Source organism: Rhizobium sp. CBN3, from assembly GCF_030518245.1.
GTDB classification, from domain to species: domain Bacteria; phylum Pseudomonadota; class Alphaproteobacteria; order Rhizobiales; family Rhizobiaceae; genus Rhizobium; species Rhizobium aethiopicum_A.
Genome location: NZ_JAULSE010000006.1, coordinates 54739 through 73638 on the forward strand (window position 1 = coordinate 54739; position 18900 = coordinate 73638).

Annotated in this window: 19 protein-coding genes; 2 read left to right on the forward strand and 17 right to left on the reverse strand. The window is 62.2% G+C overall.

Annotated features, from left to right (window positions below):
- Positions 1 to 184 precede the first annotated feature (184 nt).
- On the forward strand, positions 185 to 1261 hold the full coding sequence (locus QWJ46_RS11475) for a DUF2252 family protein (RefSeq protein ID WP_302751221.1): 1077 nt from the start codon (positions 185 to 187) through the stop codon (positions 1259 to 1261).
- On the opposite strand, the gene QWJ46_RS11480 is transcribed toward QWJ46_RS11475, so the two are convergent.
- The 9 genes from QWJ46_RS11480 to QWJ46_RS11520 form a co-directional block, all read right to left on the reverse strand.
- Positions 1243 to 2340 carry a DUF1513 domain-containing protein gene (locus QWJ46_RS11480; RefSeq protein WP_302751222.1) on the reverse strand — a complete coding sequence of 366 codons (1098 nt, stop codon included), beginning with the start codon at positions 2338 to 2340 and terminating at the stop codon, positions 1243 to 1245. The genes QWJ46_RS11475 and QWJ46_RS11480 overlap by 19 nt on opposite strands.
- A 4-nt stretch (positions 2341 to 2344) precedes the next feature.
- On the reverse strand, positions 2345 to 3445 hold the full coding sequence (locus tag QWJ46_RS11485) for an imelysin family protein (RefSeq protein WP_302751223.1): 1101 nt from the start codon (positions 3443 to 3445) through the stop codon (positions 2345 to 2347).
- The gene (locus QWJ46_RS11490; protein ID WP_302751224.1) at positions 3445 to 4983 is read right to left on the reverse strand and encodes a di-heme oxidoredictase family protein; all 1539 of its coding nucleotides are present in this window, start codon (positions 4981 to 4983) and stop codon (positions 3445 to 3447) included. Before QWJ46_RS11490 ends, QWJ46_RS11485 begins: the two co-directional genes overlap by 1 nt.
- A gap of 46 nt (positions 4984 to 5029) precedes the next feature.
- On the reverse strand, positions 5030 to 6307 hold the full coding sequence (locus QWJ46_RS11495) for an imelysin family protein (protein ID WP_302751225.1): 1278 nt from the start codon (positions 6305 to 6307) through the stop codon (positions 5030 to 5032).
- A 163-nt stretch (positions 6308 to 6470) separates the two neighbouring features.
- Positions 6471 to 7760, reverse strand: coding sequence for an RsmB/NOP family class I SAM-dependent RNA methyltransferase (locus QWJ46_RS11500; protein ID WP_302751226.1), 1290 nt, complete (start codon positions 7758 to 7760; stop codon positions 6471 to 6473).
- Positions 7761 to 7904: 144 nt separating this feature from the next.
- Complete coding sequence (locus QWJ46_RS11505) at positions 7905 to 8267, reverse strand: septal ring lytic transglycosylase RlpA family protein (protein WP_085776661.1); 363 nt, start codon at positions 8265 to 8267, stop codon at positions 7905 to 7907.
- Positions 8268 to 8675: 408 nt separating this feature from the next.
- Positions 8676 to 9545, reverse strand: coding sequence for an SDR family oxidoreductase (locus tag QWJ46_RS11510; RefSeq protein WP_302751227.1), 870 nt, complete (start codon positions 9543 to 9545; stop codon positions 8676 to 8678).
- A complete protein-coding gene (queG, locus tag QWJ46_RS11515; protein ID WP_302751228.1) occupies positions 9545 to 10702 on the reverse strand; it encodes a tRNA epoxyqueuosine(34) reductase QueG in 1158 nt (385 codons plus the stop codon). The genes QWJ46_RS11510 and queG overlap by 1 nt, the downstream gene beginning before the upstream one ends.
- A 12-nt stretch (positions 10703 to 10714) precedes the next feature.
- Positions 10715 to 11407, reverse strand: a complete 693-nt coding sequence (locus QWJ46_RS11520) for a glutathione S-transferase family protein (protein WP_064707706.1) — start codon at positions 11405 to 11407, stop codon at positions 10715 to 10717.
- Positions 11408 to 11665: 258 nt separating this feature from the next.
- Here QWJ46_RS11520 and QWJ46_RS11525 point away from each other — a divergent pair, with 258 nt between their 5' ends.
- Positions 11666 to 12463 carry an undecaprenyl-diphosphate phosphatase gene (locus QWJ46_RS11525; protein ID WP_302751229.1) on the forward strand — a complete coding sequence of 266 codons (798 nt, stop codon included), beginning with the start codon at positions 11666 to 11668 and terminating at the stop codon, positions 12461 to 12463.
- Between the two features lie 233 nt (positions 12464 to 12696).
- On the opposite strand, the gene QWJ46_RS11530 is transcribed toward QWJ46_RS11525, so the two are convergent.
- The 8 genes from QWJ46_RS11530 to dnaN form a co-directional block, all read right to left on the reverse strand.
- Positions 12697 to 12849: a hypothetical protein gene (locus tag QWJ46_RS11530; protein ID WP_041678526.1), complete on the reverse strand. Its 153-nt coding sequence runs from the start codon at positions 12847 to 12849 to the stop codon at positions 12697 to 12699.
- Between the two features lie 316 nt (positions 12850 to 13165).
- Positions 13166 to 14146: a complex I NDUFA9 subunit family protein gene (locus QWJ46_RS11535; protein WP_302751230.1), complete on the reverse strand. Its 981-nt coding sequence runs from the start codon at positions 14144 to 14146 to the stop codon at positions 13166 to 13168.
- Between the two features lie 111 nt (positions 14147 to 14257).
- Complete coding sequence (locus tag QWJ46_RS11540; protein ID WP_302751231.1) at positions 14258 to 14545, reverse strand: DUF1330 domain-containing protein; 288 nt, start codon at positions 14543 to 14545, stop codon at positions 14258 to 14260.
- A gap of 30 nt (positions 14546 to 14575) precedes the next feature.
- Entirely contained in the window at positions 14576 to 15283 is a 708-nt protein-coding gene (pyrF, locus tag QWJ46_RS11545) for an orotidine-5'-phosphate decarboxylase (RefSeq protein WP_184457991.1), read from the reverse strand.
- A 6-nt stretch (positions 15284 to 15289) separates the two neighbouring features.
- Positions 15290 to 15871, reverse strand: coding sequence for a histidine phosphatase family protein (locus tag QWJ46_RS11550; protein WP_302751232.1), 582 nt, complete (start codon positions 15869 to 15871; stop codon positions 15290 to 15292).
- 1 nt (position 15872) lies between these two features.
- Positions 15873 to 16472: a phospholipid N-methyltransferase PmtA gene (pmtA, locus tag QWJ46_RS11555; RefSeq protein ID WP_184457994.1), complete on the reverse strand. Its 600-nt coding sequence runs from the start codon at positions 16470 to 16472 to the stop codon at positions 15873 to 15875.
- A 95-nt stretch (positions 16473 to 16567) separates the two neighbouring features.
- On the reverse strand, positions 16568 to 17476 hold the full coding sequence (locus QWJ46_RS11560; protein WP_302751233.1) for a DUF72 domain-containing protein: 909 nt from the start codon (positions 17474 to 17476) through the stop codon (positions 16568 to 16570).
- Positions 17477 to 17527: 51 nt separating this feature from the next.
- Positions 17528 to 18646 carry a DNA polymerase III subunit beta gene (dnaN, locus tag QWJ46_RS11565; protein WP_184457998.1) on the reverse strand — a complete coding sequence of 373 codons (1119 nt, stop codon included), beginning with the start codon at positions 18644 to 18646 and terminating at the stop codon, positions 17528 to 17530.
- Positions 18647 to 18900 lie beyond the last annotated feature (254 nt).

Below are 18900 nucleotides of genomic sequence, written 5' to 3' on the forward strand. Positions count from 1 at the left end.
GTCGCCGAAATCCGCCCGGCCGACGCCGGAAACCGCGAACCGTGTCGCCGCGGCAACCTTTCGCCGTGCCGTCGTTGCGCAAGCCTGCGTCGTCAGCGCCGCCGGTCTCGTGCAACGGCGATTGCGGCTTCGCGCGGAGCGCGTATTCTCGCATCCAAACTCGAAAGGCTGGAGCATCAGCGGCATGACGACGATATCGCAATCGGTGCGGAATTTCGAGAACTGGCTGGCCGGCGAACTTGGCGACGATCTCGTCAAAAGGGACCTGCAGGAAAAGCATAAGAAGATGCGCAGCAATGCGTTCGTCTTTCTGCGCGCCACCTATTGGCGCTGGTGCGAAACCATCCTCGACATCTGCCAGGACCTCGCCGGCGCGCCTGAAGTGCTGGCGGTCGGCGATACGCATCTTGAAAATTTCGGCACCTGGCGCGATGTCGAGGGCCGGCTCGTCTGGGGCGTCAATGATTTCGACGACGCGGCGGTCATGCCTTATGCGCTCGATCTCGTTCGCCTGGCGGCGAGCGCCATCCTGGCGCGCGGCGACAACGGCCCGTCCGTTCGCGTGATCGGCGAACTGATCCTCACCGGCTATCGCAGGGGTCTTGAAAATCCGCTGCCCGTCATCCTTGAGCGCGACTACAAATGGCTGCGCAAGGCATCGGTGCTGCCGAATGGCGAACGCCGGGAATTCTGGGAGAAATACGAGACGCTGCGTCCCGGCAGGAAACCGGCGCCTCCCACCTATATCAAGGCGCTTACCGCTGCATTGCCGCCCGGCTCAGGCGGTTTCGTGGCGAAACCGCATCGCGCCGGCACCGGCAGTCTCGGCCGGCCGCGTTTCGTCGCCTATGCCGAATGGCAGGGCGGGCCGGTGCTGCGCGAGGCGAAGGCGCTGGTGCCGTCAGCCTGGTTGCTTTGCCATGGGTCGCGGGATGGGACCATCCGTGTGGGTAAGATCGCCGGCGGCCGGATGCGCTCAGCCGATCCCCACTATCAAGTTTCCGGGCGTATTCTCGTGCGCCGGCTTTCGCCGAACAGCCGCAAGATCGAGATCGACAAGCACCCGGAAATCCTGCTTGCACCGACGATGCTCGAGCTGATGGGCTTTGAGATCGCCAACTGCCATTCCGACGATCCGGCTGCGGCGGGGGCGATCCTGGACGATCTGCGGGTGCGCGGGAGCGAATGGCTGCATGAGGCGGCAAGGACCGCGGCGTCGGCGATCAGTGGCGAGCAGAAGGCCTATGCGCGCGTCGGCTGAGAGATTCGCACGATATGCTGATCCCAGGCGACATCGCTGCGGGTCGACAGGAAATCGCCGTCATAGGAGGAGACGGCAAAGCCTTCTCTTGCCGGCGCGATGCCCGCGGCATCCGCAATTGCCGTCTCGGCCAGCACCTTGCCCGTCCTCGCGTCGATCGTCACCGAGGCGCCGCCTTTCGGCGAGGTGATGCCGACGAGGCCTTCGCTGCGATTGACGGCGATCGCCCCGACGTAATTGGCAAGCCTGCGCGTCGTCTCCTCCGGCAACTCGACGAAGGAAAGATCCTCGCCCTTGGCGAAATGGCCGACGAGCGGCGGCAGGTCCTTGCGGCGCCCCTCGTACTGGCAGGCGAACCAGATGCGGCCCTCGCCGTCGAGGTCGACGTGGCGGGTCGACAGCTGCGACCATTCGGCCGGCAGCACTTGTTTTTCGATCAGCGCGCCCGTCGCGGCATTGATCAGGACCAGCGATGGCTGCATCGCCCCGAGATTGAGCTTGGTGCGGCCGAAGTCCGGATGCGTCTCGATGCCGCCGTTGGCAACGATGAGAAGGTGCCCGTCATCGGAAACGGTCATATCGTGCGGGCCGATGCCGTATGTCTCGAATTCACCGATGCGGGTGAAACGGTCGGTCGCGTCGTAGATGCCGATCATGCCGCGATTGCCGTCGAAATCATTCTCGCTGGCGTAGAGAATGCGGCCATCGGGCGAGAAGACGCCGTGGCCGTAGAAATGCCGGTCTTCTCGGGAGCTGACGACGACCGGCTCGCCCTTGTTCCGCGGATCGAAGATCATCGCATAGGTGCCGGGCCGGCGCGCAAAGGCGACGGTCTTGCCGGTGGCGGCGCTGAAGGCCATGCCGTGCGCTCGGGCGGGAAGCGTCACCTCATCGATGATCTCGCCGCGCTCCGTCACCGTCGCGATGGCAAAGGAGCCGTCGGCGGTGCGAATGCCCGAGGCATAGACGGCGTCCGAGCGCTCCAGGGCCATCAGCGACCTCGGTGTCAAAGCTGCAAGGAAGCCGATCCCTGCCGCCTTGACGAAGCTGCGTCGATCGATCGTGGTGCTTCGCATCATCGCTTCAGTCTCCGTCCGAAAAGGAAAAGCCGGCCGAAAGGCCGATGGCCGAGCCATATTCGTCGCTGATTCTGGTGATCAGCTGTCGGCTGTCGGCAAGCAGCGCGTCGAGCTTGGCCTTCTCGGCATCGCTCGCGGCGACGTCGATGTCGGGATTGAGCTTCGGCACGCTGTCGAGCAGCGATTTGAAATCCGCGTCGATCGAGGCGGCGACCGACCTTTTGTCCGCTGGCAGAAGCTCGGCCATGCCGGCCTTCTGCCAGAGCGTGCGCAGGCCTTCCAAATTGGCGGCCATGGATTTCCAGGTGTTCTTCGAACGCCAGTAGATGGCCATGCGCGGGCGCGGCGCCGTGTCCTTGCCCTTATAGAACTGCTCCAGCCGCTGGTCGCGGACATTCTCCGCACCGTGGACGAGGATGCCGAGCAGCGCGGTCACGGCTTCCTTGTTGTCCATGAAATCATTGCTCTGCGGGCCCGGATGTTTCCAGCTCGCCTGCACCCCATCGGGTTTTTCCCAGGCAGCGACGACTTCGCCGGCCTCACGCTGGATATTGCCGGCGACCGCTGCGCCGTAAAGGCAGCGGAATCCGCCCTTCTGCTTGACGAGGTCCTCGGAGCCGTTGCCGTAGAGCACATATTCGAGCGCCGTCAGGCCCTGCAACGCCACACTCTTGCCGGCGATCGCGTCGACCGTCGCATCCTTCGGATCGGCCTTCGCGATCAGCGCTTGCACCTGCTTCAGGCCGACACCCTTGCGGTCGGGGTAAAACAGGATGTGCTCGAAGAGATTGTCCTGGATGACCGGTCCGGTCTGGACGATCTCGATGATCGACCAGTAGCGGATCGTATCGTCGAAGGCGGATTTCGCCTTGTCGAGCGTCTGCTGCGTGCCGCCGTCGCAAAGATCCTTCATCGCCGTCGTCAGCCGGGCGGCCGATTGCTGCATGTTGCGATAGCCGGGGCGGATCACCTCGTCGACGGCGCGCTGCATGACGGCGGGAACGGCATCCTCGTTGAGCCCTGCCGGAGAAGCGGCGGTCTGGGCGGCCGCCGATGTGGCGAGGCCGATCAGAGTGAAGCAGAGCAGGGGGTGCCAAAGGCGCATCAAAGTGACTCCAGGAATGTAATCAGGGCCTGCCTGTCGTCTTTGGACAGGGAGGAGAATGCGTTGCGGGCTTTTTCAGCTTCGCCGCCATGCCAGAGGATCGCTTCGGTGAGATCCCGCGCACGGCCGTCATGCAGGAAAAAGCTGTGTCCGCTGACAGTCCGGGTCAGTCCTATACCCCATAGCGGTGGCGTGCGCCATTCACGTCCACTTGCAAGACCGACCTGCTGTCCGTCGGCCAGACCCTCGCCCATATCGTGCAGGAGGAAGTCGGAATAGGGCCAGATCAGCTGGAAGGATTGCGCCTTGTTGCCCGCCTCCCGGCGGGTGACGAATTTCGGCACATGGCAGGAAATGCAGCCGGTTTCGTAAAAAATCCGCTTGCCCCGCAGCGTCTCCGGGAAGCTCGCCTTGCGCCGCGCCGGAACGGCGAGATTTTCCGAATAGAAGGTCACGAGGTCGAGAATAGGTCCTGGTGCTTCTTCTGCACCCAGCCGTTTCTGCACCCCGGTCGGCATATCAAGGCATTTCTCTTCCGCCTTGGTGCAGTCGCCATGCGCATCCGGCTGATCGGGCGTCGAGATGCCGATATCGTTGGTGAAGGCATCCGCGCTCTGATCGCGCACCGTGGCGTTCTGCGCCTTCCAGCCGAACCGGCCGAGCGCGATCTCGCCGCTGCGATGGTCGCGCACGATCGCCGCCTTGCCCGAAATGCCGTCGCCGTCTGCATCATCAGGATCGGCATGGGCTAGAATATCGGCTTCCGGAATGGCTTCGATCAGCCCAAGGCCGATCATCGCCGGCGCCACGCGCGCCGAAATGGTCGTCGCCGTGTCGAGCGGCCCGTAAGCGAGGTTCGTCGCCGTATAATGCGGCCGGCGCAACGACACGACCTCGCCATCGCCAAGCGTCACCCTTTCCTCGCGATAGCTGATCGCCATCCTGCCTTCGGCGGCAAGGCCGGGGACGGCAAGGTCCTGCAATTGATGGCCATAGACCGGATCGGGGAAATTGACGATATCGGCATTCGCGATCGCCTTCTCCTCCTCCGGCGTCCTGGCCGCACGCGAAAGCCGCAGGAACGTCGAGGTGGCGCTCGGGCCGTCCTCCGGCGGTTTGCCGCGGCCGTCATTGACATGGCAGCTCATGCAGGAGCGGGCGTTGAAAAGCGGCCCGAGGCCATCGGAGGCCTGCGTCGAGGAGGGGGCGGAAACCCAGAGCTTGCGGAACAGCGCATTGCCGAGCTTGAAATTCTGCTCTTCCTCGAAGGGGATGTTGGCCGAAATATGCGAGAAGCTGTCCTCGGTGACAGGATCGATCGAGGTTGCGGCACCGGCCTGCATCGCTTCGTATTGTTCAGCCTTGGAAAAATCCTTGGTCGGCCGCGTGACGTCGGCAACGCGTTTGAGATCGGCCTCAGAAAGGTCCGTTCGTTTGGTCGGCAGATCGAAACCGGCGGCAATGGCCGCGGAAAATCCGGCAAGCATGGCGCAGAGCGCTGCGCTGGCGATCAATCGGCGGGCCGGGGCATGCGACATTTCAGGGTTCGGGCCGCTCCGGCTTTCGAAGCGGCCCGCCTTTTGCTTATTTGAAGACGGCGTTAGGATTATCCAAGCTGTCGGAACCTTCAAGCTGAACCGTGCCGAGATCGAGTGCGGCAATAACGCGCTGGATCGACTTCGTCTGGTCAATCAGCCCGTCGATGGCGGCCTGCACGACGGCATTGCCTTCCTTGTTGCCCTCGGCGATCATCTGGTCGTACTTCTCGACCGTCTCGCCGCGCTTGGCCATGGCGTTCATCGCATTGAGTGTCTTGTTGAGCTTGCCTTCCATCTCGGCATCGAGCGCCTTGTCCTTGGCGGCCACGAGGTCGTGCAGCGACGGACCGCTGAGTTTGGTGCCGTCGACGCGGGTATAGTTGCCGGTATAGGCGGCGACGATGCCGATCGCGTCGTTGAGGTGCGAGTTGTAGGTATTGTCGGAGAAGCAGTCATGCTCTTCCTCGGGATCGTGCAGCAGCAGGCCGAGCTTCATGCGCTCGCCGGCAAGTTCGCCGTAGGAGAGCGAACCCATACCGGTCAGGATGGCGACGAGGCCGGCCTTCGGATCGGCTTCGTCGTTCTTCGTCGCAGCCCCGTCGGGCTTCCAGTTGTCGGTCATTTCCTGCAGGTCGGAAACAAGCAGGGTGGATGCGGATTTCAGATATTCGGCGCGGCGGTCGCAATTGCCATGCGTGCAGTTCTTGAGGTCGTAATCCGTTGCCGGGCGGTTGCCGGCGCCGGGGCCGGTGCCGTTCATATCCTGGCCCCAGAGCAGGAATTCGATGGCATGGTAACCGGTTGCGACATTGGCTTCGATGCCGCCGGCTTCGGCGAGCGTGCCGGAGAGGAAATCAGGCGTCAGCTTCGAGGCGTCGACATCCTTGCCGTCGATCTTGATCGTCTTGTTGGCGATGACATTCGCCACATAGAGCGAGTTTTCGTCGCTCTCACTGCCGTAGGAGGCGTCGACATAGTCGATCAGGCCTTCATCGAGAGGCCACGCATTGACCTTGCCTTCCCAGTCGTCGACAACAGGATTGCCGAAACGATAGACTTCCGTCTGCTGGTAGGGAACGCGCGCCTTGATCCAGGCATCCCTCGCGGCCTTCAGCGTCTCATCGGTCGGCGCTTTCAGGAAGGCGTCGATGGCGGCGTCGAGCGCCTTGGCCGTCGTCAGCGAGTCCTCGTATTTGGCATGCGCCACCTCGGCATAATGTTTCACCACGGCGCTAGCATCGGTCTCGGCCTGCGCGGGAAGCGCGAGCAGGGCTGCGGGGGCAATCGCCAGCACGGCTGCGCGGAATTTGCGGTTGAGCTTCATAATCCTCTCCTGTGACGGATATTCCGTCGGGCTCCGTCTCTTCGCGCAAAAGTAAACTGGTGTCAAACGCTCTAGTTTGGAATGATTTTAAGAATGGCGCGGGGCAGCAGAACTGCTTTTTTCAAGTGCATTCGCCTGGAAAATCAGCGGCAACCGCGCCGGGTCAGGCTTTCCGCTGCATGCGGCAGAAGAAGAAGCCGTCCGTATCGGTCGAGGCTGGCGTCAGCGTCACCGTCAGGCCATCGGAGGAATGCGGACGCGGCGCGTCCTTGCCGAAGAGCGCGTCCCAGGCGGGTAGGGCGCTGACGATCTCAAAATCAGCATTCCCGGCCGTAAATCGGCGCACCTGCTCCTCATTTTCCTGAGGCAGCACTGAGCAGGTGACATAGATCAGTTCGCCGCCCGGTTTGACAAAGCCGCTCGCCTGCGCCAGCGCGTCCTGCTGCTGGGCGGTGCGTTCGTCGAGGTTCTTCGCCGTCAGCCGCCATTTCGTATCGGGGCGGCGGCGCCATGTGCCGGTGCCGGTACAGGGCGCGTCGACCAGCACCTTGTCACAGCGCCCGGCAAGGCCGGAAAGCCCTCTTGCATCGTCATGCACCTGGACATTGCGCGTGCCCGCCCGCTTCAGCCGCTCGATGATCGGCGCAAGCCGTTTGCGGTCGGCATCGTAGGCGTGAACCTGGCCTTTGTTCTGCATGGCGGCGGCCATGGCGAGCGTCTTGCCGCCGCCGCCAGCGCAATAATCGAGGATCTGTTCGCCGTCGCGCGCGAGCACCAGGTCGGCGACGATCTGCGATCCCTCGTCCTGAACTTCGAACCAGCCTTTCTGGAACGAAAGCTCGGCTGTCACGTTGGGAAGACGCGAGGCGCCTTCGCCTGCGGCAATCCGGATGCCGTAGCGGGCGATCTTCGCCGCATGCGCGCCGGCCCTTTCGAGCGCCTTGACGGCCTTGTCGCGGGAGGCTTTCAGGATATTGGCGCGCAGGTCGAGCGTCGGGCGGGCGGCAAGCGCCTGCGCCTCGGCGAGCCAGCCGGCACCGAAGGACTCTTCGAAGGAGGGCTGAACCCATTCCGGAATATCGCCCTGCACATGCAGGGGCGCATCGTCGAGCGAGCGGCTTCGGAAAGCCGAAATGGAGTCAGGCGAAAGCCGTGCCGGCGCAAACTTGTCGTCGGCGAGTTCGGCTGCGAGGCTGTCAGGTGTAAAACCCCACTGGCGGAACATGACGGCATGGGCAATGGCCGAGGCACTGTCGTCATCCATGAGCCAGGCATGGGAAAGCCGCATGCGCAAGGCGTCGTAGACGATATTGCCGATCGCGGCGCGGTCGCCGGAGCCGGCGAAGCGATGGGCGAGGCCCCAGTCCTTGAGTGCGTCGGCGACGGGTCGCTTGCGGGCATCGATGTCCGCGAGCACAGAAATCGCCCCTTCGAGGCGGCCGCCCAGACGCATTCACATATCTCCTGTTGCCGTGCCGTGCGAACGATCCGCACACCGAGGCCGGGCGGATTGTTTACAGGTTTCAATCGCGTGGTAACCGCGATTGGCGACAAGAGCAAGCGCCGCTGACGGCGCAGCCGGTTTCAAGCTCCGGGCTTAGCTGATCACCTGGTAGCAGACCTTCGCCGTGCCGGAGCTCACCATGCCGATATTCTGTGCGGCGGCGCGCGACAGATCCAGGACACGGCCGCGGATGAACGGGCCGCGATCATTGATGCGCACGACAACGGTGCGGCCATTGTTGCGGTTGGTGACCTTGACCTTGGTGCCGAATGCAAGCGAACGATGCGCGGCAGTCAAGACGGCGGGGTTCATACGTTCTCCGGAAGCAGTTTTGGAGTGAAGAGCGTACCACGAAGCACCGCCACAGCCATTTGCAGCAAAACCTTCCGCCGGAAGCATGGAAGAGCAGGCTGCAATAGTTGCGGCAGCGATAATAGAACGGCTGATTTTCTTCAAAACGGTGTATCCCTCAACTATTGAACTCGACGCCCTTGCAGGCGGCGGGGCTTAAATCCGTCGAAAAATGGCAGAAAAGTGCCGCATGCGATCACGGAATATTACAGTCTGTAATATTTCACAGGCCATTGATAAAATATGAGAATTTGCCGCGTATGGCAGGATGAGGAAAAAACGCAATGAAATCAGCTAAAATTCAAATGATTTTTCCGAGGAGGCCTTAGACTTCGCGGCTCTCACAAAAATCACGGAATATTTTTTCTGACTTCGCCATATTTCCCGCCACATTTGCGCAAATTCAAAGGCTGTTAACCATGATATGCGGCGAGAATTGTTCTGCCAACTGCGAAAAGTAGGAATTTCCTACTCAATTTGGGTGATAATCCGGGTCACCTCAAGCGGCCGGGTTTACCCGCGCCAGCGGCCATCCCGCCACAACTGTGCAAGCGACATCGGGTAATCGGGGAACGAAAATTCGAAACCGGCCGCCTTCAGCTTTGCGTTGGAAACCCGCTTGTTCTCGCCGTAGAAAGAACGTGCCATCGGGGTCAGTTCGGCGGTCTCGAAAGCCTGTTCCGGAGGCGGTTCAACACCCATCAGCCGTGCCGCCTCGACGATCACGTCCTGCGGCGGCCCGGGCCGATCGTCGGTGACATTATAGATGCCGCCGAGGCCGCGCTCCGACAGGAAGCGCGCCGCCGCCCCGATATCCTCGACGCGAATGCGATTGAACACCTGGTCCTTCTTGATCAGCCGTCGCGCCGTGCCCTTTTCCAAATTGCAGAAGGCATTGCGGCCCGGCCCGTAAATCCCGGAAAGCCGCAGCACGGCCGCCGGCACGCCGCGTTGCGCGCCCATTGCCAGCCAGCCCTCTTCCGCCTCGAGCCGCTCCTTCGAGCGTCCGGAAACAGGAACGCAAGGTGTTTCCTCGTCGATCCATGCGCCTTTGTGATCGCCATAGACGCCGACGGTGGAGAGATAGCCGATCCATTCGAGCCTCGGCAGCAGGCTCGCGCCGTCCTTATCGAGCAGTCGCAGCAGCGGATCGGCCTTTCCAGGCGCGATCGACTGCACGAGATGGGTGACATCGGCCAAAGCCCGGACGAGTTCCTCTTCCATAGTCTCGCCATCGAACAGGAATGCCTCGACGCCGGCGCGGCGGAGCGCTTCCATCTTCGCTGCCGAACGGGTCGTTCCGGACACCCGCACGCCGTCGCCAGTAAAGGCCTTGGCGATTGCCGTGCCGGAATAACCGCAGCCAAAGATCATCACATGCATCAGCCCACTCCTGCCCGGCGCCATTCGTTCAAGACCTCGGCGTCGCTCTCATCAGCCCTTTGTGCGGCAAAGGCCGAGAATTCGCCAGCCTCCATCAGCCTTGAAAGCGCCCAGACCGCCATCCCCCGCACCACCGGCGAGGCATCGTCGGCAAGCAGGCGGCATTGCGCGATGAGCGCCCTCTCGCTGGAATTGCCGGCAGCGATCAGCACGTTGCGGACGAAACGGTCGCGGCCGATCCGCTTCACCGGCGAGCCGCTGAAAAAGGCACGAAAGGCGGTGTCGTCGAGCGTCAGCAGAAAAGCGATTGACGGCTCCTTCAACTCTTCCCGCGCCCGCAGCTTCATTTCCGAGGCGGAGCTTGCGAACTTGTTCCAGGGACAGGCGGCGAGACAGTCGTCGCAGCCGTAAATGCGGTTGCCGATCAGCACCCGCAGGTCGGGGTCGATCGGCCCCTTGTGTTCGATGGTGAGATAGGAGATGCAGCGCCGCGCATCAATCTGGTAGGGTGCCGGGAAGGCGGCGGTCGGGCAGATGTCGAGACAGGCGCGGCAGGAGCCGCAATGATCGATTTCCGGCGCGTCGACGGTAAGATCTGCGGTGGTGAACATCGTGCCGAGAAACAGCCACGAACCATGTGTGCGGCTGACGAGATTGGTGTGTTTGCCCTGCCAGCCGAGACCGGCCGCCGCCGCCAACGGCTTTTCCATGACCGGCGCGGTATCGACGAACACCTTCACATCGGCGCCGGCCCGCGCCGCAAAGCGCGTGGCGATCTCTTTCAGCCGGCCCTTGATGAGGTCGTGATAATCGCGGTTGCGGGCATAGACGGAGATCGCCGCTTTGTCGGGCTTGTCGAGGATGCCGCGCGGATCTTCTTCCGGGGCGTAGTTGAGGCCGAAAACGACGACGGATCGCACCTCGCTCCAGAGGGTCAGGGGATCGCCGCGCCGCTCGCGCGTCTCCGCCATCCACTCCATCGTCCCGTGCCGCCCGGCATCGATGAACTCACCGAGACGCTGTTTCGCTTCCGGGATCGCGTCAGGGCGCGTGATGCGGCAGAGATCGAAGCCCTTGGCCGCAGATTCCGCCCTGACGAAGTCGGTCAAATTGTCGCGGCGCCGCCGCTCTTTGTCGTCTCTATAAGCTTCGGGCATGAAGAGCCCTCGTCAGAAATCCAGATCGGCATAGTGTGAAACGGGGGTCAGGCCGCGCACGCGCTCGGTCAGCATCGGCCGGAAAGAGGGGCGCGATTTCAGCCGCTGATACCACTCCTTGACGACGGGGGCTTCGGCCCACTCGATCTCGCCGAGATAATCGAGGATCGAGACCGAGGCGGCGGCGGCGAGATCCGCATAGCTCATTCGCTCTCCCGCCAGCCATTGGCGCGAGCCGGCAAGCCAGGTGAGATAACGCATATGCTGGCGGATATTCGCGCGGGCCGTGCGTAAAATTTTGGAATCCGGCGCTCCGCCACCCTGATCGGCGGTCATCTGCAACTTGTAGACACGCTCACGGGCGAGCGGCTTCGTCACGTCGTTTTCCATCTTCTGCATGAACCATTCGGTCAGCCGGCGGATTTCCGCCCGCTGGAAAGGGTCCTCGGCGAGCAGCCGCCGGTCGCGCTTCAACACCCCGTGCGTCTCGTCCAGATATTCCGAAATGACGCTCGCGCCACAGAGCGCACGCATGCTGTCGTCGACATAGACCGGCAGTGTGCCGGCCGGATTGAGCGCCAGGAAATCGCGGCGCTTCTCCCATGTCTGCTCTTCGATCAGATCCGCCTGATAGCCGTATTCCGCCAGGATCAGCCGGACGAAGCGAGATGCGGAGGACATGGGATGATGATAAAGCGTGGGCATCGATACTCGGGCTTTATGATTGCTGTTACAGGACTGTGTGGCAGCTCGTTTATAGCGCCTTAGTCATGACTCATTGGTTGAAGCTATAGGAGCTTGGCCCGGCCAATACAAGCGAATCGGCTTTCACGCCATCTGACAAGGGACAAAACACACGTCTTGCGTACGAGGATAACGGCTGCCTGATCGGCTCAGACGCAGCTCTGAGCATTTCCAGCAGGAAATGCTCGATCCGAACGATCTTTAAACCGGAGATAATTTATGGACTATATCAATGCCGCCATTCTCGGTGTCATCGAGGGGATCACCGAGTTTCTGCCGATCTCCAGCACCGGCCATCTCATCATTGCAGAGCAATGGCTCGGCCACCGGTCGGACATGTTCAATATCGTCATTCAGGCGGGCGCCATTCTTGCCGTCACCATCATCTACTGGCGCCGCCTGCTGGATCTGGTGCTCGGCTGGCGCGAGCCTGAGAATCGGGACTATGCCGCCAAGCTGATCGTCGCATTTCTCATCACCGCAATCCTCGGCCTCGTCGTCAAGAAGCTCGGCTTTGAACTTCCCGAGAGCGCGACGCCGATCGCCTGGGCGCTGATCATCGGCGGCATCTGGATGATCTTTGCCGAATGGGCCGCCGCGCGCCGGCCGTCGCATAAGCAGATCACCTGGCTTGTCGCCATCCTGGTCGGCATCGCCCAGATCGTTGCCGGCGTCTTTCCGGGAACGTCACGCTCCGGCGCCACGATTTTCGTCGCCCTGCTGGCCGGCACCGGCAATCGCGCCGCGGCGACCGAATTCGCCTTTCTCGTCGGCATTCCCACAATGTATGCCGCAAGCGGCTATGAACTGCTGAAGACCTTCAAGGATGGCGGCGCGGCAGGTGAAGACTGGACGGCGCTCGCCATCGCTTTCGTGGTCTCCACGATCGTCGCTTTCATCGCCGTCAAATGGCTGCTCGCCTATATCAGGAGCAACCGCTTCACGCTGTTTGCCATCTACCGCATCATTCTCGGTGTCTTGCTGCTCGGCATGGCCACGACCGGCTTGATCGCCTGAGGCACTTGCAAGTGCATTCGCGCACTCCCGGCGCGAATGCATTGCCCTGTCGGAAGTTGGCGCACGAGTACCCGCTTGCCGCCAAGCGTCGAGTTTTCAAATCTATTTTGAGAGGAAAGAGGCTCGTCGCCGCTTTTGAAGCAAGCAATACCGAGCCTTCGTTGCGGAACGCCTTGTTCGGCGTTCCCGGCTGCTTGTCTTGTGGATGCCGGCGCAAGGTGCCGGCCTTTTCGTCAGTGGCTGATCGAAGCCGTCGAGCAAGGATCGACGCCGTAGGCCGGCGAGCAGTCGCCCTTGACCGCCGCGACCGAACCGGGCGCAACGAAGGAGCCTGCCATGATAATCAGCGCCGCACACGCAAAAAGGAGCGCGATTGACTTGCCCATTGAGAAATGCCTTTCACAGTGATTGCCGCACGCCTTCGCAGACATTGAGTCCGTTGGAAGACGCGGGGTTTGGTAGTCAGTGGAATGACAAATAGCAATAAACGTTCCTGCTAAATTTGGCGTTAATTCCACAAAATTTTCGCTGCGCCTTTTATGCAACGCTGCTCGATATGGCCGGCAGGAAAACAGGCCGAGCTTGCGTCGGCATGGCGGCGTCGCACGCCGTTCAGGACGCGCAAAGGACGCCGTGCTGCGGCAATGCAAAACGCCGCCCGCGGGATCGGCGGACGGCGCTATCGTTCCTCGGGAAAGATGGTCAGGCGGCCTTGCCGGAGCCGGTATACTGGCCGTGCGGACGGTACTGCACGAGGTAGGAGCCGAGCACCGATGCCGGCATGGTCGGCGTAATGCCGAGGCCCTTCAATGTGCGGCCTTCCGCCTCGGCTTCTGGGGATACGACGTTGTCGCGCTTGAGCAGGCGCACCTGGTCCGGCGTGATCGGCGGTGTCACGAAGGGGATCAGCGAGGCGATGCTGCCGATCAGCGAAGCCAGACCGAAGGGCAGGGACACCAGCGGGTTCTTGCGGCACGTCACCTTCAGCATCGTCTCGAGACATTCGCGGAAGCTCAGCACCTCGGGTCCGCCGAGTTCATAGATCTTGCCGCCGGCAACCTTGCCGTCGACGGCGCGGGCGACCGCCTCGGCAACGTCCTCGACATAAACAGGCTGGAATTTCGTCCTACCGCCGCCGACCAGCGGCAGGACAGGCGACATGCGGGCCATGTCGGCAAACTTGTTGAAGAAGCTGTCTTCCGGCCCGAAGACGATCGACGGACGGAAGATCACCGCATCGGGCTTGATGGAGAGAATAGCCGCTTCCGCGCGGCCTTTGGTGCGGCCATAATCCGAATCGGAATTGGCGTTGGCGCCGATCGCCGAAATATGGGTAAGGCCGGCACCGACATTGCGTGCCGCCTCGGCAACCGCGCGGGCGCCGAATTCCTGTACGGCGTCGAAGGTGTTGCGGCCGGTCTCGTGCAGAATGCCGACACAGTTAACGACATGGCTCGCACCTTCGACGGCGCGGTCGATCGAGTTGCGATAGCGCAGGTTCGCCTGCACGAAGGAGATCTGACCGACATTACCGAGCGGCTGCAGGAAGCCGGCGAGATCGGGGCGGCGCACGGCGACGCGAATGCGGTAGCCGCGCTTGGCAAGCGCGCGAACCACGTGCCTGCCCACGAAGCCGGACCCTCCGAACACGGTGACGAGCGGCGGCAGGTTGGCAAGGGTCATGGCAGGCTCCTCGAAAGGCTTTGGGGGATGCTGTATCGGCTCCCGTCTTAGCCGAATCCCGGCGCGACGGGAAGGCCTATCGCGCCGTCAGTTTTGCGGATGCGAAGTGGTTCAGACGCCTTCGACGACGACCATTTCCGCGTCTGCCACTTCCTGGCGGATTTTCGCGGCGATCTGGTATTCCGGCGAGTTGTAGCAGTCGACGGCATGCTGCATCGAGGGGAATTCGATCACGACGTTGCGGGCGCGCGCCTTGCCCTCGAGCTCGGTGATCGCGCCGCCGCGCGCCAGAAAATTCGCGCCGTATTTTTCGAAGGCAGGCTTGGCCGCCGCCACGTAATCCTTGTAGCGCTCGGCGTTACGAACGTCGACGCGGGCGATCCAATATCCCTTGGCCATGGTCTTCTCCCTTGTGCCGTTGAATGCTTGTCAGCGGTTTGCCGGCCAGAGCGCGCTCACCATCTCGTTGAGAACCGCGCGGGCGGCCTCCCTCGGATCGGGCGCCTTGACGATCGGCCGCGCGACGACGAGATGCGTCGCTCCCGCCTTCAGCGCGTCGAAAGGCGTCATCACCCGCTTCTGGTCGCCCTTGTCGCTGCCCGTCGGGCGGATACCGGGCGTGACGATCGCCATGTCGGGACCGACGACCTCCCGCACCTCGGCCGCCTCCGCCGCCGAGCAGACGATGCCGCCCATGCCGGCGGCGCGCGCCTGTCCGGCGCGGCTGAGCACCAGGCTGTGCGGGTCCTGGCTATAACCGGCCTCGGCAAGGTCCTCGGCATCCATCGAGGTCAGCACGGTGACGCCGAGCAGGCAGAGGCCGGAGCCGGCCGCGGCCTCCACCGCCGCCCGCATCGCCTTCGGATAGGCATGCAGCGTCAGCATCGACATGCCCATCTTGGCGATATTCTCCACGCCTGACGCGACCGTGTTGTCGATGTCGAGCAGCTTCATGTCGAGAAAGATCTTCTTGCCGCTCGCCGCAAGGTCGCGGGCGAATTCGAGGCCGCCGGCAAAGACCAGCTGATAGCCGATCTTATAGAAGAGAATGTCGTCGCCGAGCGTGGAAACCAGTCTTTCCGCCTCGCCGATCGTTGGAACATCCAGGCCGACGATCAACCGCTCGCGTGCGTCCATGTGAAGTCACCCCCGCCAGTCTTCGATGGGCGTCCAGTCGCATGTTAGGCCGAGATCCGCAAGGCCGAAAGCATAGAGATTGCCGCCGCCCCCCGGCTGGTCGCGGTCGCGGGCAATCGGCCGCCCCGCCAGATGGCATTTGAGCAGCGTGCCGACGCCGCCATGACCGACGAAGGCGATCGGTGCGGCCGGATCATGCGTGGCGAGAACGGCCTTGACCGCCGCCACGATGCGGGCCTGCGCGTCGACGGCGCGCTCCCAGCCTTGGAAGCTTTTTTCCGAATGGGCAAAAAACCAGTTGGCCGCCTCTTCGAATTGCGGCGGCGGCAGGAAGCCGGTGGCCGACCGGTCGTTCTCGTGCATGCCATGCACGATCTCTATCCTGATGCCGGATGCCTTCGCCAGAATTTCGGCCGTCTCGATCGCCTTCGTCTCATGGCTGGAGACGATCCGGGTCAGCCGTTTGGCCCAGCCGCTCTCGGCAGCTTTGCGGGCGCGCGCAGCCCCGACATCGGAAAGGCCCCATTTCGGCACGGGAACATTCGCATCGATCTTGACTTGCGGGTGGGTGATATAAAGTCCGAACATCTCAGCCGCGGCGGTAGATCCAGAGCTGCGCCGGAGGGATGTTGCGCATGACGAAGTCGAAGTGCTGAATGTGATAACGATCGGGATTGGCGGCGATCGGCGAAATCGCGCCATAGGAGATTTGCACCACAGGCCGGCCGGCCGGCAGGCGGTCGAGCAGGCTTTCGAGCAGCGAGACGCGCATCGCCATCGGAAAATTCAGCAGCGGAATGCAGGAGATGACGCAATCGAACGTCTGCTCGCCAAGCGCGCCAAGCGTGGTCTTGAGATCAAAGGCATCGCCATTGATGAAATGCACGCCGGGATAGGTCCGCAGCAGATGCTGGTGGAAATCCGTCGAATATTCGATTGCGACCAGATTTTCCGGTTTCACGCCCCGGCCGAGGATGGCCTTTGTGATAGCCCCCGTGCCCGGGCCGAGTTCCAGCACCGGCAGGCCAGAATGCATGTCGATGACGCTGGCCATGCGCTTGGCGGTAATCGAAGAGGTCGGCACGATCGAGCCCACCGTCTTCGGCCCCTGCATCATGCCCCGGAAGAAACGGATTTCCTCATCAAATCTCTTCCCGAGGTGTTCCTTCACCTTGACCCGTAAGCGCATTCTCCACCCATCCGCACGTTGATCGACTGTCTTAATATGCTGCTTGTCGCTCCCGGGACAAGGATTTTCGCAACGAGGACATCGGCATCAACAGCTCATGCGGCCTTGCGGTGGGAATGAGGCATGAGGTCGGCAAGTCTTTCGCTCAAATGGCCAGCGTCGACAGGGGCGCGAAGTTTCTTATCGGTGTTGTCGAAATAAAGATAGACGTCGCGGCCCTTGGCGCGCGCCGGCAGCGGCGCAACTATTCGCGTCGCATTCTCTGGTTCTCTGCCCTGTGCCCAGGCGCGGATGCGCTCGGCCCATAGATCGAGCGCCTCGTCTTCGTAGCCGCTGACATAGAGTTGTTCGGAGCCGTGCAGGCGGCAATAGAGGAAGTCGGCGGTGATATCCATCAGCAGCGGCCATTTCACCGTGTCGGCGCAAACCAGCGCCGCCTTGTATCGCCGGAGCATCTCGATGAACTCGGTTGAGCGGAAGCTGTCGTTACGGATTTCGAACGCATGGCGGATCGGCTGGTGTCCGTCGCTTTTGAGCCAGGGCTGTTTGAGACGCTCGTCGTGCCGCTTGGCAAGCGTGATCGCCGCATCATGATCATGCGGCAGCAAACCCAGGAAATTTTCGAAACGATCAGCATCGAAGGCCATGTTGGCCGGAAATTGCCAGAGGATCGGCCCGAGCTTGGGGCCGAGCCTGAGCAGGCCCGAGGCGAAGAAATTCGCAAGCGGCGCCTCGATCTCCCTCAGTCGCCGCACATGGGTGAGGAAGCGCGGTCCCTTGACCGCAAAGACGAAATCATCAGGCGTTTCGTCCCGCCAGCGGCCGAAGCTTTCGGGCTTCTGCAATCCGTAGAAGGTGCCGTTGATCTCGATCGAACGGAAGTGACGGGCGGCGTAGGAAAGCTCCTGCTTCTGCGGCAGTCCCTCCGGATAGAATTGCCCGCGCCAGGGCGCATAGGTCCAGCCGGAAATGCCGATGCGCACCGCTCCCGTCTTTTTCATCATGGAACCTCCTGTTTGACAGGAGGAAAACCGAAAGCGGCCGCCTTCGTTCCGTCAGACGCGCATCGGCATCAGGACGTAGAGCGCGTCGTCACCGGCGGTGTCTCGGATCAGCGTCGGCGAGCCGGCATCGGCCAGCAGGAAGATCGCTTCCTCGCCGGAAAGCTGCGCGGTGATGTCGAGCAGATATTTGGCGTTGAAGCCGATTTCCATCGCATCCGTGTCGTAGCCGACGGCGACTTCTTCCGTAGCGCTGCCGGAATCCGGATTGTTGACGGTCAGCATCAGCTGCCCTTCGGACAGCGCCAGCTTCACGGCCCGGCCGCGCTCGGAGGAGATCGTCGAGACGCGGTCGACGGCCTGGGCGAAGGTCGTGCAATCGACGCGCATTTCCTTGTCGTTGCCGGTGGGGATGACGCGCTGGTAATCCGGGAAGGTACCGTCGATCAGTTTCGAGGTCAGAACGATCGAGCCGATCGTCATGCGGATCTTGGCGTCGGAAACTTCGACGGTGACGATCGCTTCCGGATTGTCGACCAGCTTCTGCAGTTCCCCGACCGTCTTGCGCGGAATGATGATGCCGGGCATGCCCTCGGAGCCCGACGGCGCGTCGACATCGGCGCGGGCCAGCCGGTGGCCGTCGGTCGCGACCGCCCTGAGCTTCAGCTCACCATTGCTCTCGATCGTGTGGAAGAAGATGCCGTTCAGATAATAACGCGTCTCTTCCGTCGAGATCGCGAACTGCGTGCGGTCGATCAGCATCTTCAGATCGGTCGCCTTCAGCTTGAAGGAATGCGTGAAGGTGCCGGCGGTCAGATCCGGGAAATCGGATTCCGGCAGGCACTGCAGCGAGAATTTCGAACGGCCGGACTGGACGGTCATCGATCCGCCGTCGGTGCTGGTCGCCAGCAGCACTTCGGCGCCATCGGAAAGCTTGCGCACGATATCGTAGAGAAGATGAGCGGGAACGGTGGTGGCGCCTGCTTGTTCGACGCTTGCCGGCGTCGCCTCGGTGATTTCGAGGTCGAGGTCGGTCGCCTTCATGTCGAGGTTCTGGCCATCGGCCTTGAGCAGTACGTTGGACAGGATCGGGATCGTGTTGCGACGTTCGACCACACGGTGGACGTGGTTCAGCGATTTCAGAAGGTTTGACCGCTCAATAGTAATACGCATGGGATGCTACCGCTTTCGACCGTGACTGCCCGGGCGCATCGAAGGCCCGAAGAATGCTTTCCCGATTTAGGTCGGGGGAGTGGACGGGCAAAATGGCAGACTTCAGCATTGGATGGCAAGAGGCATGGATGGCCAAGCCCTCGCATTTCAGGTTTTCCGGAGCAATCCTCACAGAAATCCCAACCCTTGCCGAAGCCGCAGCGCTCGCCCATAAAGGCCGATGAACCGGCAAGGCGCCGGCGGGACGAAGGCAA

Coding starts and splice junctions, on each gene's coding strand:
- QWJ46_RS11475 (WP_302751221.1), top strand. CDS start 185: ATGACGACGATATCGCAATCGGTGCGGAATTTCGAGAACTGGCTGGCC.
- QWJ46_RS11480 (WP_302751222.1), bottom strand. CDS start 2,340: ATGATGCGAAGCACCACGATCGATCGACGCAGCTTCGTCAAGGCGGCA.
- QWJ46_RS11485 (WP_302751223.1), bottom strand. CDS start 3,445: ATGCGCCTTTGGCACCCCCTGCTCTGCTTCACTCTGATCGGCCTCGCC.
- QWJ46_RS11490 (WP_302751224.1), bottom strand. CDS start 4,983: ATGTCGCATGCCCCGGCCCGCCGATTGATCGCCAGCGCAGCGCTCTGC.
- QWJ46_RS11495 (WP_302751225.1), bottom strand. CDS start 6,307: ATGAAGCTCAACCGCAAATTCCGCGCAGCCGTGCTGGCGATTGCCCCC.
- QWJ46_RS11500 (WP_302751226.1), bottom strand. CDS start 7,760: ATGCGTCTGGGCGGCCGCCTCGAAGGGGCGATTTCTGTGCTCGCGGAC.
- QWJ46_RS11510 (WP_302751227.1), bottom strand. CDS start 9,545: ATGCATGTGATGATCTTTGGCTGCGGTTATTCCGGCACGGCAATCGCC.
- queG (WP_302751228.1), bottom strand. CDS start 10,702: ATGCCCGAAGCTTATAGAGACGACAAAGAGCGGCGGCGCCGCGACAAT.
- QWJ46_RS11520 (WP_064707706.1), bottom strand. CDS start 11,407: ATGCCCACGCTTTATCATCATCCCATGTCCTCCGCATCTCGCTTCGTC.
- QWJ46_RS11525 (WP_302751229.1), top strand. CDS start 11,666: ATGGACTATATCAATGCCGCCATTCTCGGTGTCATCGAGGGGATCACC.
- QWJ46_RS11530 (WP_041678526.1), bottom strand. CDS start 12,849: ATGGGCAAGTCAATCGCGCTCCTTTTTGCGTGTGCGGCGCTGATTATC.
- QWJ46_RS11535 (WP_302751230.1), bottom strand. CDS start 14,146: ATGACCCTTGCCAACCTGCCGCCGCTCGTCACCGTGTTCGGAGGGTCC.
- QWJ46_RS11540 (WP_302751231.1), bottom strand. CDS start 14,545: ATGGCCAAGGGATATTGGATCGCCCGCGTCGACGTTCGTAACGCCGAG.
- pyrF (WP_184457991.1), bottom strand. CDS start 15,283: ATGGACGCACGCGAGCGGTTGATCGTCGGCCTGGATGTTCCAACGATC.
- QWJ46_RS11550 (WP_302751232.1), bottom strand. CDS start 15,871: ATGTTCGGACTTTATATCACCCACCCGCAAGTCAAGATCGATGCGAAT.
- pmtA (WP_184457994.1), bottom strand. CDS start 16,472: ATGCGCTTACGGGTCAAGGTGAAGGAACACCTCGGGAAGAGATTTGAT.
- QWJ46_RS11560 (WP_302751233.1), bottom strand. CDS start 17,476: ATGATGAAAAAGACGGGAGCGGTGCGCATCGGCATTTCCGGCTGGACC.
- dnaN (WP_184457998.1), bottom strand. CDS start 18,646: ATGCGTATTACTATTGAGCGGTCAAACCTTCTGAAATCGCTGAACCAC.